The sequence below is a fragment of the Vibrio sp. ZOR0018 genome, assembly GCF_963865925.1.
Classification (GTDB): Bacteria; Pseudomonadota; Gammaproteobacteria; order Enterobacterales; family Vibrionaceae; genus Vibrio; species Vibrio anguillarum.
Genome location: NZ_CAWMCN010000156.1, coordinates 75,715 through 93,099, shown reverse-complemented (window position 1 = coordinate 93,099; position 17,385 = coordinate 75,715). Strand labels below are relative to the sequence as shown.

The window sequence follows — 17,385 nt, the reverse complement described above, 5'->3', positions numbered from 1 at the left end:
GGGTCGCGGGTTCGAGTCCCGTCCGCTCCGCCACTTATTAAGAAGCCCTGCTAGTAATAGCAGGGCTTTTTTCGTTTGAGCAAAATAGCATTTTATTTTTTATCACTCTCAGTGCCGTCTTCTAAAAATCAATTCCACGCATACTTACATATTCACTCCTTGTAATCCGTAATACTCTGATTGGCTAGGGCTAGCTTACCAGTCCGTAGTTTTACTTGGCGCCCTTCTTCAATAATCATTGAACCTGTTTGTTCAAACTTGTTCGGCTGACTTTAAGCTATTGTGTGATTATTTGTGTACGTGAATGACTTTCTTTGGAGTCTGCAAGAGCCATCATCACACTTTCATTTGAATAGGGTTCGCCAGCTTTTTAAAATAAGTGTTACTAAAGCTATCCATAGTGATATTTCACCATAGTTCAACAGCCTTAATTAGATCATATTTTTTAAATTGGTATTACAGTAGATATAGAGAGAGGAGTAACAAAGTAAAGATAGCAAAAGCCGATGTTCTAGAACATCGGCTAGAGGTAAAATTGGTTTGATCAGTCATTACTGACAGTTTTCTTTCTACATTGACGACTTTTCAGCTTGTTTTGCTTTATCTATCAATGGGGTAATTGTTGAACCTTGAATAAGTATTGAGAACACCACGACAGCGTAGGTCATAACAAGGATTATTTCTTTTACATCAATAAGTTTGTCTGGGATAACTAATATGCCAGATGGGATAGAAAGTGCCATTGCTAGTGCTAGCCCACCTCGTAGCCCTCCCCAAGTTAGTATCTTTATTGACCATGGGTTGTAGGAGCGGTAACGCTGGAAGCCGATGTAAGAGAAAAAAACGCTTAGATAGCGAGCAGATAAGACAAGAGGAATGGCGAAAGCCATCAATATCCAGTCCTCTTCATGGAATTTGAAGAGTAGCATCGACATACCGATAAGTAGAAAGAGCACACCATTCAAAAATTCGTCAACCAATTCCCAAAAGTGGTCAAGGTGTTCTTCACTTTCTTTTGAAAAGCCAATGAAGCGTGTCCAGTTGCCGATCATTATCCCTGATACAACCATAGCTAAAGGCCCGGAAACATGAATAACATCTGCAAAAACATAGCCAGCAGTCGGTATACCAATGGTTAAAAGCAGTTCCATTGAGTGATCATCGGTGGCGCTGATGAGGTAGTGGAATAATAGCCCAAGAGCTAGGCCATACAGGATGCCCCCCATTGCCTCTTGAATAAACAACATAGTTACACTACCTATGGTTGGTGCTTCTGTACCAAATGCAATAGTGAAAATAGTGACAAAGATAACCAAACCAAAACCATCATTAAAGAGCGATTCTCCCTCGATTTGGGTTGAAATACGTTTTGGTGCATTTAACTTTTTAACAATAGCTAATACGGCTATTGGGTCTGTTGGTGATATGAGTGCACCAAATAGCAGACAGTAAACGAGATCGAAGTGAATACCGATAAATTGACAGAAGGCGTATAGCCCAAAACCGATGAAGAAGGTTGAAAATAGCGTTGCGCCTAGTGCAAGAACCGCGATTTCCCATTTCTGATCTTTTAGGTTGGGTAATTTGATGCCTAGGCCGCCAGCGAAAAGTAGAAAACCGAGTATTCCTTTGAGCAGAAAATTTTCAAAGTTAATACTGTTGACGGTTTCTGTCGCTATTTGAGTTAGATGAAACCAATCATTTTGACCTGCAACTAAGATCAATAATGACAACATCATCGATCCTGCTGTAATGGCGATAGTGGTTTGCATATTGCCTATCTTACTGTTTAGAAAGGCAATCAACATTGCTGCTCCTGATAGGAAGCATAAAGTATAATAGACAGACATTGTTTTCTCGTCGTGTAACAAAATATGAATGAAATTCTCCTTGGATGATGTACAAATAGCAAACACTTTTTAGCCATGATTGCAGATGTATCAAACGATAATTAAAGTGAAGTTTAGACGTCTAGATTTCTAATGGTTATATGATAGGATGAGCGAATAACCAAAAGGAATGAGGCTGTACTGTGGGAAGAGAAGTTAGAAGTCAAATTGAAGCTCAATTGCAACAGAGAATATTATTGATTGATGGTGGCATGGGCACCATGATTCAGAGCTATAAATTGGAAGAGCAAGATTATCGCGGAGATCGCTTTGCCCATTGGCCAAGCGATCTGAAAGGAAATAATGACCTTCTCGTCTTGACGCAGCCTCAGTTAATCAAAGAAATTCATAGTGCTTACTTGGAAGCAGGTGCTGATATCCTAGAGACGAATACCTTCAACGCGACGAGCATCGCAATGGCCGACTACGATATGCAAGCCATTAGCGATGAGATCAATTTCGCTGCTGCAAAACTTGCACGCGAAGCTGCTGACGAATGGACGGCGAAAACGCCTGAGAAACCTCGTTATGTAGCAGGAGTGCTAGGGCCAACAAACCGCACTTGCTCGCTCTCCCCTGACGTGAATGACCCTGGTTTTCGAAATATCAGCTTTGAGCAATTAGTTGAAGCTTACTCAGAATCAACACGTGCTTTAATTCGTGGCGGCAGCGACTTAATTTTGATTGAAACTATTTTCGATACTTTAAATGCTAAAGCCTGTGCCTTTGCGGTGGATTGTGTGTTTGAAGAGTTGGGTTACAAACTGCCCGTGATGATCTCAGGGACAATCACCGATGCCTCTGGTCGAACGCTTTCTGGGCAAACAACCGAAGCCTTTTATAATGCACTGCGACACGTTGAGCCTATCTCATTTGGTTTGAACTGTGCACTCGGTCCGGATGAATTGCGCCAATACGTTGAAGAGCTATCACGTATTTCCGAATGTTATGTCTCGGCTCATCCCAATGCGGGGTTGCCTAACGCATTCGGTGAGTATGATCTTGAAGCCGATGAGATGGCGCAGCACATCGGGGAATGGGCGCGAGCAGGATTCTTGAACCTTGTTGGTGGCTGTTGTGGAACCACTCCTGAGCACATTAGACAAATGGCAAAAGTGGTCGAAGGTGTGAAACCAAGAGCGTTACCCGATATTCCAGTGGCTTGTCGTCTATCCGGTCTAGAGCCGCTGACGATTACCAAAGAGAGCTTATTCATCAACGTAGGTGAGCGAACTAACGTCACTGGTTCTGCGCGTTTTAAGCGTTTAATCAAAGATGAGCAGTATGATGAGGCGCTGCATGTTGCTCGAGAGCAGGTCGAAAACGGTGCACAAATCATCGATATCAATATGGATGAAGGGATGTTGGATGCGCAAGCTTGCATGGTCCGCTTTCTCAATTTATGCGCTTCTGAGCCGGATATTTCCAAAGTACCAATCATGGTTGATTCTTCTAAGTGGGAGGTGATTGAAGCAGGTCTCAAATGCATTCAAGGCAAAGGGATTGTGAACTCGATTTCCCTTAAGGAGGGGAAAGAGAAGTTTGTTGAACAAGCTAAACTCATTCGCCGCTATGGTGCTGCTGTGATCGTGATGGCGTTTGATGAAGTAGGCCAAGCGGATACCCGTGAGCGAAAACTTGAAATTTGTACCAAAGCTTATCGAATTTTGGTTGATGAGGTTGGTTTCCCTGCTGAAGATATCATTTTTGATCCCAATATTTTCGCGGTTGCGACTGGTATTGATGAGCATAATAATTATGCTGTGGACTTTATCGAAGCCGTGGCTGATATCAAACGTAATTTACCCCATGCGATGATTTCCGGCGGGGTTTCCAACGTCTCTTTCTCTTTTCGCGGTAACAACTATGTGCGTGAAGCGATCCATGCTGTATTCCTTTATCACTGTTTTAAAAACGGCATGGACATGGGTATCGTCAATGCCGGTCAGCTTGAGATTTACGATAACGTGCCTGAGAAACTGCGTGAAGCAGTCGAAGATATCATTCTCAATCGCCGCAGCGATGGCACTGAACGCTTACTGGATATTGCGGCTGAATACGCGAACAAAGGTGTCGGTAAGGAAGAGGATGCCAGTGCGCTTGAATGGCGTTCATGGCCAGTTGCAAAACGTTTAGAGCATGCGTTAGTCAAAGGTATCACCGAGTATATTGTTGAAGATACGGAAGAAGCTCGTCAAAATGCCACTCGCCCATTGGATGTGATCGAAGGGCCTCTCATGGATGGAATGAACGTGGTCGGCGACCTCTTTGGCGAAGGGAAAATGTTCCTGCCGCAAGTGGTGAAATCGGCGCGCGTTATGAAGCAAGCCGTTGCGCATTTAGAGCCCTACATCAACGCGCTTAAGCAAGCAGGTTCCAATAATGGCAAAATCCTTCTTGCCACAGTTAAAGGGGATGTACACGACATCGGCAAAAATATCGTTGGCGTCGTTTTGCAGTGTAATAACTACGAAATCATTGACCTCGGTGTTATGGTGCCATGCGAGCAGATCCTCAAAGTCGCGAAAGAACAGAATGTCGACATCATTGGGTTATCCGGCCTCATCACTCCCTCTTTAGATGAAATGGTGCACGTCGCCAAAGAAATGGAGCGACAAGGGTTTAAATTACCGCTTTTGATTGGCGGAGCAACCACCTCTAAAGCACATACTGCAGTTAAAATTGAGCAAAATTATCACCAGCCAGTTGTTTACGTGAACAATGCTTCGCGCGCAGTAGGCGTTTGTTCTTCGCTTCTTTCTGATGAGTTACGTCCTGCTTTTGTGGAAAAATTAAACCTCGATTATGAACGCACGCGTGATCAACATCACCGTAAAACCCCCCGTACTAAACCCGTATCATTAGAAGTGGCAAGGGCAAATAAAGCGGTTATCGATTGGGGTAACTATACGCCGCCAGTTCCGGCTAAATTGGGCGTACATGTGTTTGATGATTTTGATGTGGCTACCCTTCGTCGTTACATCGACTGGACACCATTTTTCATGACATGGTCATTGATGGGTAAATATCCGACGATTTTTGAACACGAAGAGGTGGGAGAGGAAGCGCAAAGTTTATTCCATGATGCTAATGCATTGCTTGATAGAGTTGAGCGAGAAGGGCTACTCAAGGCTCGCGGTATTTGCTCTTTATTCCCGGCCGCGAGTGTGGGGGATGATATCGAAGTGTATCGCGATGAATCGCGCACCGAGGTTGCTCATGTTCTGCATCACTTACGCCAACAAACCGAAAAGCCCAAAGGTTATAACTACTGCCTGTCCGATTACATTGCACCAAAAGAGAGTGGTAAACGAGATTGGATCGGCGCATTTGCCGTGACAGGCGGAATTGGTGAGCGAGAATTAGCAGACCAATATAAAGCGCAAGGCGATGACTACAACGCCATCATGATCCAAGCGGTAGCTGATCGTCTTGCTGAGGCTTTTGCGGAATATTTGCATCAGCAAGTTCGTAAAGAAATTTGGGGCTATGCTGCTGACGAAGAGTTGTCGAACGATGATTTGATCCGTGAGAAATACCAAGGTATACGCCCAGCGCCGGGCTATCCTGCGTGTCCTGAGCATACGGAAAAAGGCACCTTGTGGGAGATGTTGCAGGTTGAGCAAACCATCGATATGTCTTTAACCACCAGTTACGCTATGTGGCCAGGTGCTTCGGTGTCAGGTTGGTACTTCTCGCATCCTGACTCTCGTTATTTTGCCATTGCACAAATTCAGCAAGATCAGATGCAAGATTACGCGCAACGTAAAGGCTGGAATATGCAAGAAGCGGAAAAATGGCTTGGGCCGAATTTAGATTAAGTAATAAAAAACAGGTTGGCTAAGCCAACCTGTTTTTTATTCAGCGTGTTACTACTCAATGTGGTTTTATCGTTCAAACAAATCTTGATGAAGTTTCTGAATTGCCGCTTTAGAAACCGACTCGTGTAATAAAAAGCAGAGGTTGTGTGGGCTGGCACCATAGCAAATCATACGCAAATTGAAATCTTCTAAGGTGCTAAAAACTTGTTTTGCATAGCCTTTGCTTTCACTCATGTTGTTGCCGATCAGCGCAACTAAACACAGATTATGTTCGACTTCAACTTTACACAGCTCTTCTAATTCTAAGCGCACCGCTTGAGGCAGTTCAGCTGCTCCACCTGAGGTATCGGTTTTATCTAATGTTAATGAGACGCTGATTTCAGAGGTGGTGATCAGATCCACCGAAATTTTGTGTTTGGCTAAAATTTCAAACACCTTCGAAAGAAAGCCGTATGCGTGAAACATGCTAGCGCTGCGTAGCGTAACCATGGTTTGATTGCAGCGTAGGGTCAAGGCTCTAAATAGAGGTGAGCTTTCCACACGTTTACGGATCCAAGTGCCGCCTTTTTCAGGCTCTTTTGAGGAGCCGACAAACACAGGGATATCGTGGCGAAGCGCGGGCAGCAACGTCGATGGATGCAAAATCTTAGCGCCAAAGTTTGCCATCTCCGATGCTTCGCTAAAGCCTATTTCCGCAATCGGAGCGGCTTTAGGCGCAATGCGAGGGTCGGTCGTATAAATCCCCGGCACATCAGTCCAAATTTCTAAGCCAGAAGCTTGTACCGCTTCGGCGATCAAGGCCGCAGAATAATCACTGCCGCCTCGGCCCAATGTGGTTGTATTCCCTTGTTCATCAGCGCCGATGAAACCTTGAGTTACCACTACGTGTTGCAGGCAAAGTGGTGTTAACTTCTCTTGGGCTAATTGCTGGATCTGCTCTAATTGCGGTTCTGCCCGACCATAGTGATCATCAGTACGCAGCACTTCTCGAATATCAAAACGGATCGCATCCATGCCACGTTCACGCAGTAATTGTGTCAGAATGAAGGTCGACATTAACTCGCCACAAGCCACTAAGTGATCGGTCAGTTTTTTACTCGCTTGAAAAGAGGCCGCTTCTGCGACACTGGCCACCATATCTAAAATTGAGTGTACCTCTTTTTCAACTTGTAGCGGGTCGGCAAGTTTATCAATAATTGCATGATGAATATCAGCTAACTGTTTGATAATACTTAAGCGTTGATTAGCATCTTGTATGCCATTGGCTAATTCAACCAATAAATTCGTCACGCCAGAGCAGGCACTGCTCACGACTAATTTGGTCTCTGGATTATTTTCGATCACAGCGGCACAAAGGCTCATTGCTTCAAAGTTAGCAACGCTTGTTCCGCCAAATTTGGCGACATTGAATGCGCTCACGGCATTTCTCCCACGACTTCCTGAAATAAAAATAGTGTTGGTGTACCAACGTCCAATGTTTGAAGAGAGTTTTTCTAGAGCAAATAAAGAGGTGTTTTTATGATTGGTTTACCTCAGAAGCTCTTCATCAGGGTTGCTGATGACAGTTGAAGGGATTCAGCCCATTCAACCGATAAACCAAATCCACAACCTTGGTTTATCTCGGCACTGCTCCCCATTAATGTTTTGTATTGGAGTTGAGGCTCCACAAAACATCTGCCTGGGCAGTGCTCCTCTTCTGCTAGATAGCTCATTCATTGAACGTTTTTGAACTGTTAATGTCAATCGCTAATTAAGTCCAAATGTAAAATAAAATTAACCAGAGTGTGACACTGGTTTGACCTCTAGACTTCGGTCGAATTGTTGCATCAGCGGATTTGTTTTACTCTGGGTATTCGTATTTGGCCGCAAGCAAGGAGCAACTATGTCCATTACCAGTTTTAACCCACCCCAGCGAATTTTGATGGGGCCAGGCCCGTCAGATATTTACCCCCAAGTATTACAAGCGCTGAGCAGGCCGACTGTTGGCCACTTAGATCCGCTTTTTATCCAGATGATGGATGAGCTAAAGCAGCTGCTTAAATACGCTTTTCAAACGGAAAATGAGTTTACCATCGCGGTTTCCGCACCGGGCAGCGCTGGTATGGAGGCGTGCTTTGTCAACCTGATTGAGCCGGGAGATAAGGTCATCGTGTGTCGCAATGGCGTTTTTGGCGAGCGTATGCGCGAGAATGTAGTGCGCTGTGGCGGAGAAGTGGTGCTGGTGGATGATGAGTGGGGAGCCCCCGTTTCGCTCGATAAAGTCGAGCAAGCCATACAGGCTAACCCTGATGCTAAAATTCTCGCGTTTGTCCATGCAGAAACGTCAACTGGTGCATTGAGTGATGCGCAAGCATTAGGTTTGCTGGCTAAGCAAAACAACATGCTGAGTATTGTAGATGCAGTGACATCCTTAGGCGGCGTACCACTTTATGTGGATCAATGGCAGCTTGATGCCGTCTATTCTGGGAGCCAAAAGTGCTTATCGTGCCCTCCGGGTTTATCGCCACTGACTTTTTCAGCGCAAGCGATTGAAAAAATTCAATCTCGCACAACCCCCGTTCAAAGCTGGTTTTTAGATCAAAGCTTAGTGCTTGGTTATTGGAGCGGAGCAGGCAAGCGCAGTTATCACCACACTGCGCCAGTTAACAGTTTGTACGCATTGCATGAAGCCTTGCTGGTGTTGAAAAACGAAGGTCTAGAGCAGGCGTGGGCACGTCATCGTGTGATGCATGACAAATTAAAGCTGGGCCTAGAAAAATTAGGATTTGAATTTGTCGTTGCTGAAGATTGTCGTTTACCGCAATTGAATGCGATCTATATTCCAGAGGGGGTTGATGAGGCTAAAGTGCGAGCGCATTTACTCAATCAATACAACTTGGAGATCGGCGCCGGCCTTGGCACTTTAGCGGGTAAAGCGTGGCGTATTGGTTTAATGGGGTATGGGGCGCGCAGTGAAAACGTGGCCTTATGCTTGCGGGCGTTAGAAGAGTCATTAACAACTTAGCAAAAAAACCACATAAGGGAGCATTTGCTCCTTTTTAGTGGTGCTGATGCTGAACGTTGTTCGTCTCAGCATCAATCATAAAATTCATTTTTATTGTTAGCTCTTCCCTAGCGTGAGTGGAATACTCGTGATTGATATCTTAAGATAAATTTTGCCGTTAATGGTTTAATTACTCGTATGAATATAAGTGGCATTTTGTGTATTTATAATAAATATACGATGACAAAGTTCGTGGCCTAAATATTAGAACCAGTTTGGATACTACTTTGTATTGTCATGGTATTGTAAAAAATGAACATTGTTCGATTGTTTTGGTTGACCATTATTTTATCTGCGTTAGGATAACCGCGCTGAGAAAGAATACTTATTATTAACTTTTTAGAGGTGCAATAGAAACCTATGGACTCGTCGAGTAGTCGATTATCCAAGTGTGGTATTTTCTGGTTAGTAGAAAAGCCTACGTTTTGTTGCCAACTTTTCATTTAAAGCCTCGCTTTTGCTAAGTTGGTATTCATACTAACGAAGCTCCTTTTCTTGTTCTCTCCTGTCAATATCACACTCTTTTTATAGAGTATCGTGTTTGTTTAAGTCGATCATATGATTTATTCAATACAGCGTTTCTACTGGCTAGAGCGTGAATGCTTTTGAATTTCTTGCATGTCATCTGTACACCGCTAGAACTTTCGCAAGTACACGGCTTCTCTATTTGACTGACTTTATCTTCTCCTAACTTGCTTGTTCAAGGCGGGGAATGCTTGAGCTTGATGATATAAGCTTATTGCAGCTCAGTTACGTGGATTTTCTGCATAATTTGGTTTCTTTGCCTTGATAGTTTCAAGGAGATACAAAGATGGTTATGTACAATACATCATTAGCTATGGGCAACCGGCTGCCTGCTGCTCACTCTATTCAAACCGAAATGGATAACAACTTTATTTGTGTAGGCGCATCGCTATCTGTAGAAGCGGTGATTGCGATTCTACGCTCATCGTCCTTAACCGATAAGCGCTTAAACCTTATCTTTATCTCTGGTGATGCAGGTGAATACTTAGGATTTGTTTATTTAAGTAAGGTGGTGGTATCACAGATGAATATCATCATGAAAGATATTATGCACAAAAGCGATATTGCCATATCGGCCTTAATGGATAAGGTTCAAGCTAGAAAGTTATTATTAGACAGTCATTTGCCTATGATTCCTATCATAGATAGTCGGAATCGAGTGATTGGCGCCTATTCTATATAATAAATATTAACAAAATTTAAAATAAGTCACTCAACCTCACTAAATGAAATTTTAGTGAGATTAGAACAGTGTACTTAAAATTTAAGTTATTCATTGAATACATTGATTATAAAATAACCTTTAAAATTATTATGTTTATTTTTAAAGTTAAATATCGGCTGAGATATGATAATGAAATTACAAAAAATAGCGTTAGAACTCGCTGCGATTAATTTTAATCGTGACCCATTAAACTTAAATCAATTAATGGAACAGTATCCCATCGCTGATATTGCTCAAGTCTTCGCTGAGCAGTTGGCTAATCAGACCTTGAGCGAAGAGGATGTCTTTGAGCTGGTGCAATTGATGCCAATCGCTCGTCAAGCGTCGCTATTGGGGTATTTTTCTGAGCCTATCAGAGAAAAAGTGGTGGAGAGAATGCCGCTCGAAGCGCTTGCGAAAGTGCTTCAAGTCATGCCCCATGATGAAAGGGCTGACTTATATGCTCACTTGGATGAGACGCGCCAACCGCCGCTACTTGCTCTACTGGATCAGCAAGAGCGTCAAGATGTACAGCAGCTCGCAGCCTACCCTCAAGGCTCGGTCGGCTCTATCATGACTACAGATTATGCGACGTTAAACGCCGATGATGATGTGCCGCAGGCGATTGCGCGTTTACGTGAAATGGCCAACGAGAGGGAAACCATCTATCAAGCGTATGTGATTGATAAACAGAATCGCTTACTTGGTACACTTTCGCTTAAGGATTTAGTGCTGGCACAACCGACCTCGCTTGTCTCTGACATCATGACCAAAGAGACAGTGTTTGTGCGAGCCGATGAAGATCAAGAGTGTGCAGCGCAAGCCATCAGTAAATACGATTTACTTGCGGTGCCTGTTTTTGATGATCAATTTCGTTTGGTCGGTATTGTGACTTATGACGATGCGATGGACGTGGCTGAGCAGCAAGCGGATATGGATTTTCATAAAGTCGCTGCGGTTGGTTTTACCGGTAACCTTAAAGAAGCCAGCGTATGGCTAATGTACAAGAAACGTGTGTTTTGGCTAGTGTTGTTAGTCTTTGGTAACCTTTTTTCTGGTGCCGGTATTGCGTACTTTGAGGAGACGATTCAAACCTATGTCGCCTTGGTCTTCTTCTTACCACTGTTGATTGATAGCGGCGGTAATGCAGGATCCCAGTCAGCTACGTTGATGGTTCGAGCCTTAGCCACTGGTGAAGTGGTGATGAAAGATTGGCTATCCATGTTGGTGCGAGAGTTAGGGATTGCGGCGTTATTAGGGGCAACAATGGCCATTGCTGTCTCTTTATTGGGTTTTTGGCGAGGCGGCAGTGATATCGCTTTTGTCGTTGCGGTAACGATGCAAATTGTGGTGATTATTGGCTGTATTGCTGGAATGCTCCTTCCGTTCATTCTGAATAAGTTTAAGCTCGATCCTGCGTCAGCCAGTGCTCCGTTGATCACGACCATTGCGGATTCTATCGGGGTGATCATCTATTTCAGCGTTGCTACCATGGTGTTGGATTTTCCACCAGTGACGTAAGCCACTCATCCGGCAGTGAGATCTACTGGTTGGAGTGTGAAATAAGCCCAACGGTCAGAAGCTTTCTCTATTTTTGGGAAAGCTTTTTTTATGAATAAGGCTCATATGCTCGATTTAATTGGCAGACGAACGATCAGCCGAACTGGTTGGCGGGCTATATTGCACCTCACTGAAATCCATATTGGGGAACAAAAATGCGGCTTCGGAGCGAATTTGCTCGGCGCGGCTTTCGTCACCAATGCCTTGGTAAGCCAAGATCAGATTATTGTAAAAAGCAGGACGCGGTTTATGTTTTATGATGGCCAATGACCAGTCGATGTATGGCGTAATCAATTTAGGATCTTGATTATACAGGCCAATGTTGAGGTAAGTGCTGTAGACATCCCAATCAAAACGGTCTTTCCAAACCACAGGGTTCGTCACCTTTTGTAGGATATCCGGGTTCTTGGGTTGAGATTTCTCAAATTGGGTAAGCACGTAATTACTGTGCAGTGCGCTGAGCATATAAAAGCCAGTCAAAATCGGCACTACTAAACTCAATACTCGAAACAGGGATTTACTGATAAGGCCAAAAGGGGCCGAACGGTATTTAGCCACGCGTTGATCAACCCAAAAAAGCAGAATAATGAAGGTTATCCAATGAATGGCAGAATGGTAAAATGGGTATTCGAGTTGGCTGTGCAACACGATAGGGATGAAAAGGGCGAACATCGCAAGCCTGGTCCCTTTCTTGGCCGAATACATCCGCATGAGCACGAAAAGCATGGCCAGTGTGATCCCTAGCACAGGTAACAAACCGCCTTCCACCGCCCAGAATAGTAATTCATTATGAGGATGATCCATCGACGCCAACCCCGGTTGGTAGCTAGGGTTTAATTGGTGTTGCCTTGCGGTATAAAGCAAATATTCAGATTCAAATTTGCCATAGCCATAACCCGTGAAGGGTTTTTCTATGACCATATCGATGGTTTGAGGAAAGGTATAACGACGAGGGCTCTCTAAATCAGCCTTATTCTCTAGAAAATCGCCCGTGCCTTGGGAATAGACAGCGACAAACCCTAAAGCAATACCCAATAGCGTTGCAGCGCTCCATCCCCAAAACCGTTTAGGCGTCGAAAATTTAAATAGGTAAGGCAGAACAAAAAGCGTGCCGAGTACCGCGCCAATCCAGCCAGTGCGCGAGGCTAATATCACCAGCAACGGTGCAGTGAGCAGTGGAGTGACATAAAGTAGGCTCACTTCGCTAACATGCTGATTGTACTTTTTCGGTTGACGAGCCAGTAAATAGCCGGACATAACTAGCCCTGTCGCGAGAAAGCTCGCCATCACATTCGGTTGCTGAAAAATGCCGTAAGGGCGGTTGATGAGGGTGTTGTAGCCAAAAATATTATCGGGTGAAAGCAAAAAGTATTGGTACAGACCAAATAGAGTTTCAATCAATACCGCGAGTACGATAAACCAAAGTAATCGCTGCTTATGTTTGTTACTAAAACGAAATTGTTGCAGCAATACAAAAAAAAGCAGCCCAGTCCATAGTCCTAACATTCGACTCAACGACGACTCAATTTGAGCATTCGTATAAAGCAGCGGAATCGTCATGATGGTACAACTGATGAAAAGACCGATGGTCAGTTTGGAATAGCGTAACCTACGGTTAGATGCGAGTTGATACAGACCTAATGAGAGCGTAAAACTAAGGGCAAGCCAAGTGGTTGGATTAAAAGATAAAGCTAGACCTGAGCCTCCAGGGTTGGGCATAAAAAAATGCATTGCCAGTAAATAGAGAATGCCAATCGAAAGCAAAAAGGGTTTGTTTAAAGGGATGGCGGGTATTTGTGCTTCAAGTTGTGTACCGCTTAGATGCAATGTTGCCATAGGTCTCGCGTTCCAATTAAAAGAAACCAGCAACCACTTGCTGGTTTCTTTACTTTACCGTTTTTTTCTATTTCAACATAGGCTTAAGAAAGCGTGCTGTGTGTGAACCTTCGATCTGCGCCACATCTTCGGGCGTTCCTTGAGCAATAATTTCGCCGCCGCCTTGTCCACCTTCTGGCCCTAAGTCGATCACCCAGTCTGCGGTTTTAATCACATCTAAGTTGTGTTCAATCACCACCACGGTATTGCCGTGGTCGCGTAGGCGATGCAATACGGTCAAGAGCTGTTGGATATCATGGAAGTGTAAGCCAGTCGTTGGCTCATCCAAAATGTACAAGGTTTTTCCTGTATCGCGTTTTGATAGTTCACGAGCCAGTTTGACGCGTTGAGCTTCGCCCCCTGACAATGTCGTCGCCGCTTGTCCGAGGCGTATGTAGGATAAACCCACGTCAATCAAAGTCTTGAGTTTGCGAGCGATCATCGGTACGGGCTCAAAAAAAGCGTAAGCATCTTCGACGGTCATCTCCAACACTTCATCAATCGCTTTGCCTTTGTAGCGGACTTCCAATGTTTCACGATTATAGCGTTTGCCCTTACACACATCGCATGGCACGTAAACATCGGGTAAAAAGTGCATTTCAACCTTAATCACACCATCACCTTGGCATGCTTCGCAGCGTCCACCGCGTACGTTAAAGCTAAAACGACCCGGTTTATAGCCTCGAGAGCGAGACTCTTGAGTGCCCGAGAATAGCTCACGGATCGGTGTGAAAATGCCCGTATAGGTGGCCGGGTTTGAGCGGGGAGTTCGGCCTATCGGGCTCTGGTCAATGTCGATGACCTTATCAAAATGCTCTAACCCTTTGATTTTTTGATATGGAGCAGGCGTTGCTGTGGTGGCTCCATTTAAGGCCGTATGAGCAATTTTAAAAAAGGTATCATTAATTAAGGTTGATTTACCGGAGCCTGAAACCCCTGTTACGCAGCTAAATAAGCCAACAGGAATTGATAAATCAACCGTCTTTAGGTTGTTACCCGACGCGCCGATAAGCTCCACCGTTTTCTTGGGATCTCTTGGGGTACGCACGGTAGGAATCGCAATTTTTTTCGCGCCGCTCAGGTACTGTCCCGTGAGCGAATTAGGGTTGGAAATTATGTCATTCACATTCCCTTCTGCGACGACTTGCCCACCATGCACACCAGCGCCGGGGCCAATATCAATTACATGATCCGCCATACGAATCGCGTCTTCGTCATGCTCTACAACTAATACCGTGTTGCCTAGATCGCGCAAATGCGTGAGCGTTTTTAATAGCCGTTCGTTATCACGCTGGTGGAGCCCAATCGATGGCTCATCTAAGACGTACATTACCCCAACGAGTCCAGCGCCAATTTGGCTCGCTAAGCGAATCCGTTGTGCTTCGCCTCCTGATAGGGTTTCAGCACTCCGAGAAAGGTTGAGATAATTCAACCCAACGTTGACGAGGAAATGCAAACGGTCATTGATCTCTTTCATTACTTTTTCAGCAATTTGTGCTCGTTGGCCTTCTAAATCAAGAGATTGGAAAAATTGCAAGGCATTGGCAATGCTCAGTTCCGCCACTTCCGGGAGCGCGGTGTCATTGATAAATACGTTGCGAGCTTCGATGCGTAAACGGGTGCCATTACAACTGGTACAAGGCTTAGTCGAGATGTATTTCACCAAATCTTCACGGACAGAGTTAGATTCTGTATCGCGATAACGCCGTTCAAGTGTATTGAGAATGCCTTCAAACGGATGGCGTTTAACCCGAATATCACCACGATCATTAATGTAGTTAAACTCAATCTCAGTTTTCCCCGAGCCTTTCAAGATGATTTCCTGAACCTTTTTAGGCAGTTTGTTAAATGGGGTATGTAAATCAAAATCATAATGCGCAGCGAGTGACGTGAGCATCTGGAAGTAGTAGTAATTTTTCTGATCCCAGCCACGAATCGCTCCTTGCGCGAGGCTGAGTTGGCTATCTTGGATAACGCGTTCAGGGTCAAAATATTGTTGTACGCCTAAACCATCACAGGTGTGGCATGCGCCCGCTGGGTTATTAAATGAAAACAGCCGAGGCTCTAACTCCTGCATACTGTAGCCACAGTGTGGACAAGCAAAATTGGCTGAGAATACAATTTGTTCGCCTTTACCATCCATGTCAGTAACCACAGCAATACCGCCTGACAACTCGAGCGCTGTCTCAAAGGATTCGGCTAGGCGCTGCTGTAGGTCAGGACGAACTTTGAAGCGATCAACCACCACTTCAATGGTGTGCTTTTTGTGCAGTTCAAGGGTTGGTGGATCAGTCAGATCGCACGTTTCACCATCAATACGGGCGCGGATAAAACCTTGCGCGGCCAGGTTTTCCAGCGTTTTAACGTGTTCACCTTTGCGCTCTTTCACAATCGGTGCAAGCAGCATCAGTTTTGAACCTTCAGCTAATTCCAACACCTTATCAACCATTTGGCTGATGGTTTGGGCGCGAAGTGGCACTTTGTGCTCAGGGCAACGCGGCTCACCGACTCGTGCATAAAGCAGACGTAAGTAGTCATAAACTTCAGTAATGGTGCCAACCGTAGAACGAGGGTTATGCGAGGTTGATTTTTGTTCAATAGAGATAGCCGGTGAAAGACCTTCAATATGGTCAACATCCGGTTTTTCCATCAAAGATAAAAATTGGCGTGCATAGGCAGACAGCGATTCAACATAGCGGCGTTGGCCCTCTGCGTAGAGTGTATCAAAGGCGAGAGACGACTTCCCCGAGCCTGATAGCCCTGTAATCACTGTTAATTTATCGCGTGGAATGGTCAGGTTGATATTTTTCAGGTTGTGGGTTCGAGCGCCCCTAACTTCAATTTTGTCCATCATCTAGGCTCTATGTAACACAAGTTAAGCAAGTATTGCATAGTGTGAGTTTTGTGCAAATAGATACTGGATAAAAAAACAGTAAATAAAAACCACGGAACTTGCCGTGGTTTTTATTGGGGAGGTGCTAGGTTACTAACGCACTAGGTGACTAACGCATTAGCTTACTTAAGCTTTATGAGTCGAATGTTTATCCAGCGCGACTTTTTGTTCGTTCTTTTTGTACATGTTTTCAAAGCAGTAGTTAGTGGCTTCGATATAGCCTTCTACGCTACCGCAGTCAAAGCGTTGGCCTTTGAATTTATACGCCAATACACAGCCTGATTGCGCTTGTTTGAGTAGCGCATCGGTAATTTGAATTTCGCCACCTTTACCCGGCTCGGTTTGCTCAATCAGATCAAAAATATCTGGGGTTAAAATGTAGCGACCAATGATGGCTAAATTGCTTGGTGCGGTGCCTGGTTCTGGTTTTTCAACCATGTCATCCACTCGGAACAGATCGTCTTTGATCATTTCACCGGAAATAACACCGTATTTATGTGTTTCATTTTCAGGCACTTCTTGAACGGCAACAATTGAGCAGCGGAACTGTTTATACAGAGCGACCATTTGTGCCAAAACCCCTTTTTCTTGATTGACACATAAGTCATCGGCCAGCACCACCGCAAAAGGTTCATCGCCGACTAACTCTCGACCCGTTAAAATTGCATGGCCTAAACCTTTCATTTCACGTTGGCGAATGTAGGTGAAGTTGGCGGTATCAATAATTTCACGAATATCAACCAGTAGCTCTTCTTTGTTGGTGCCACTAATTTGATGCTCTAACTCATAGTTTTTATCGAAGTGATCCATGATCGAGTGTTTTCCACGCCCAGTCACAATACACATCCCGGTCATTCCGGCTTGAATCGCCTCTTCAACACCATATTCGATCAAGGGTTTATTGACGACTGGCATCATCTCTTTGGGCATTGATTTTGTCGCTGGAAGAAAACGTGTACCGTAGCCAGCGGCTGGGAATAGGCATTTTTTGATCATGCTATAACCTTATTTTTATTTGAATTGTTAATTGATGGCGCAACCTTATCATGCTTTATGAAACGCTATCACCACTAAAG

The 17,385-nt window shown here is 44.5% G+C and carries 9 protein-coding genes and 1 riboswitch; of the genes, 4 read left to right on the top strand and 5 right to left on the bottom strand.

The window, feature by feature from the left end:
* Nucleotides 1–569: 569 nt before the first annotated feature.
* Nucleotides 570–1,850 (bottom strand): cation:proton antiporter, encoded by a 1,281-nt coding sequence (locus AACR75_RS17650; RefSeq protein ID WP_081989670.1) that lies wholly within the window; start codon nt 1,848–1,850, stop codon nt 570–572.
* Nucleotides 1,851–2,032: 182 nt separating this feature from the next.
* Here AACR75_RS17650 and metH point away from each other — a divergent pair, with 182 nt between their 5' ends.
* Complete coding sequence (gene metH / locus AACR75_RS17645; protein ID WP_047688173.1) at nt 2,033–5,710, top strand: methionine synthase; 3,678 nt, start codon at nt 2,033–2,035, stop codon at nt 5,708–5,710.
* Between the two features lie 66 nt (nt 5,711–5,776).
* Here the strand turns inward: metH and lysC are convergent, their stop codons facing one another.
* Entirely contained in the window at nt 5,777–7,129 is a 1,353-nt protein-coding gene (lysC, locus tag AACR75_RS17640; RefSeq protein ID WP_047688170.1) for a lysine-sensitive aspartokinase 3, read from the bottom strand.
* Nucleotides 7,130–7,238: 109 nt separating this feature from the next.
* Nucleotides 7,239–7,414: riboswitch (Lysine riboswitch) on the bottom strand.
* Nucleotides 7,415–7,592: 178 nt separating this feature from the next.
* Between lysC and AACR75_RS17635 the strand changes: the two genes are divergently transcribed.
* The 3 genes from AACR75_RS17635 to mgtE all read left to right on the top strand — a co-directional run bounded on the left by AACR75_RS17635 (nt 7,593) and on the right by mgtE (nt 11,502).
* A complete protein-coding gene (locus AACR75_RS17635) occupies nt 7,593–8,714 on the top strand; it encodes a pyridoxal-phosphate-dependent aminotransferase family protein (protein WP_156117085.1) in 1,122 nt (373 codons plus the stop codon).
* A gap of 850 nt (nt 8,715–9,564) precedes the next feature.
* The gene (locus AACR75_RS17630; RefSeq protein WP_017047127.1) at nt 9,565–9,960 is read left to right on the top strand and encodes a hypothetical protein; all 396 of its coding nucleotides are present in this window, start codon (nt 9,565–9,567) and stop codon (nt 9,958–9,960) included.
* 165 nt (nt 9,961–10,125) lie between these two features.
* The gene (gene mgtE, locus AACR75_RS17625) at nt 10,126–11,502 is read left to right on the top strand and encodes a magnesium transporter (RefSeq protein WP_047688164.1); all 1,377 of its coding nucleotides are present in this window, start codon (nt 10,126–10,128) and stop codon (nt 11,500–11,502) included.
* A gap of 114 nt (nt 11,503–11,616) precedes the next feature.
* Here mgtE and AACR75_RS17620 read toward each other — a convergent pair whose 3' ends face one another.
* From AACR75_RS17620 to galU, 3 genes are all read right to left on the bottom strand, one after another.
* Nucleotides 11,617–13,410: a PglL family O-oligosaccharyltransferase gene (locus tag AACR75_RS17620; RefSeq protein ID WP_047688162.1), complete on the bottom strand. Its 1,794-nt coding sequence runs from the start codon at nt 13,408–13,410 to the stop codon at nt 11,617–11,619.
* Nucleotides 13,411–13,444: 34 nt separating this feature from the next.
* On the bottom strand, nt 13,445–16,267 hold the full coding sequence (gene uvrA / locus AACR75_RS17615; RefSeq protein WP_047688181.1) for an excinuclease ABC subunit UvrA: 2,823 nt from the start codon (nt 16,265–16,267) through the stop codon (nt 13,445–13,447).
* A 168-nt stretch (nt 16,268–16,435) separates the two neighbouring features.
* Nucleotides 16,436–17,305 (bottom strand): UTP--glucose-1-phosphate uridylyltransferase GalU, encoded by an 870-nt coding sequence (galU, locus tag AACR75_RS17610; protein ID WP_013857894.1) that lies wholly within the window; start codon nt 17,303–17,305, stop codon nt 16,436–16,438.
* Between the last annotated feature and the right edge of the window lie 80 nt (nt 17,306–17,385).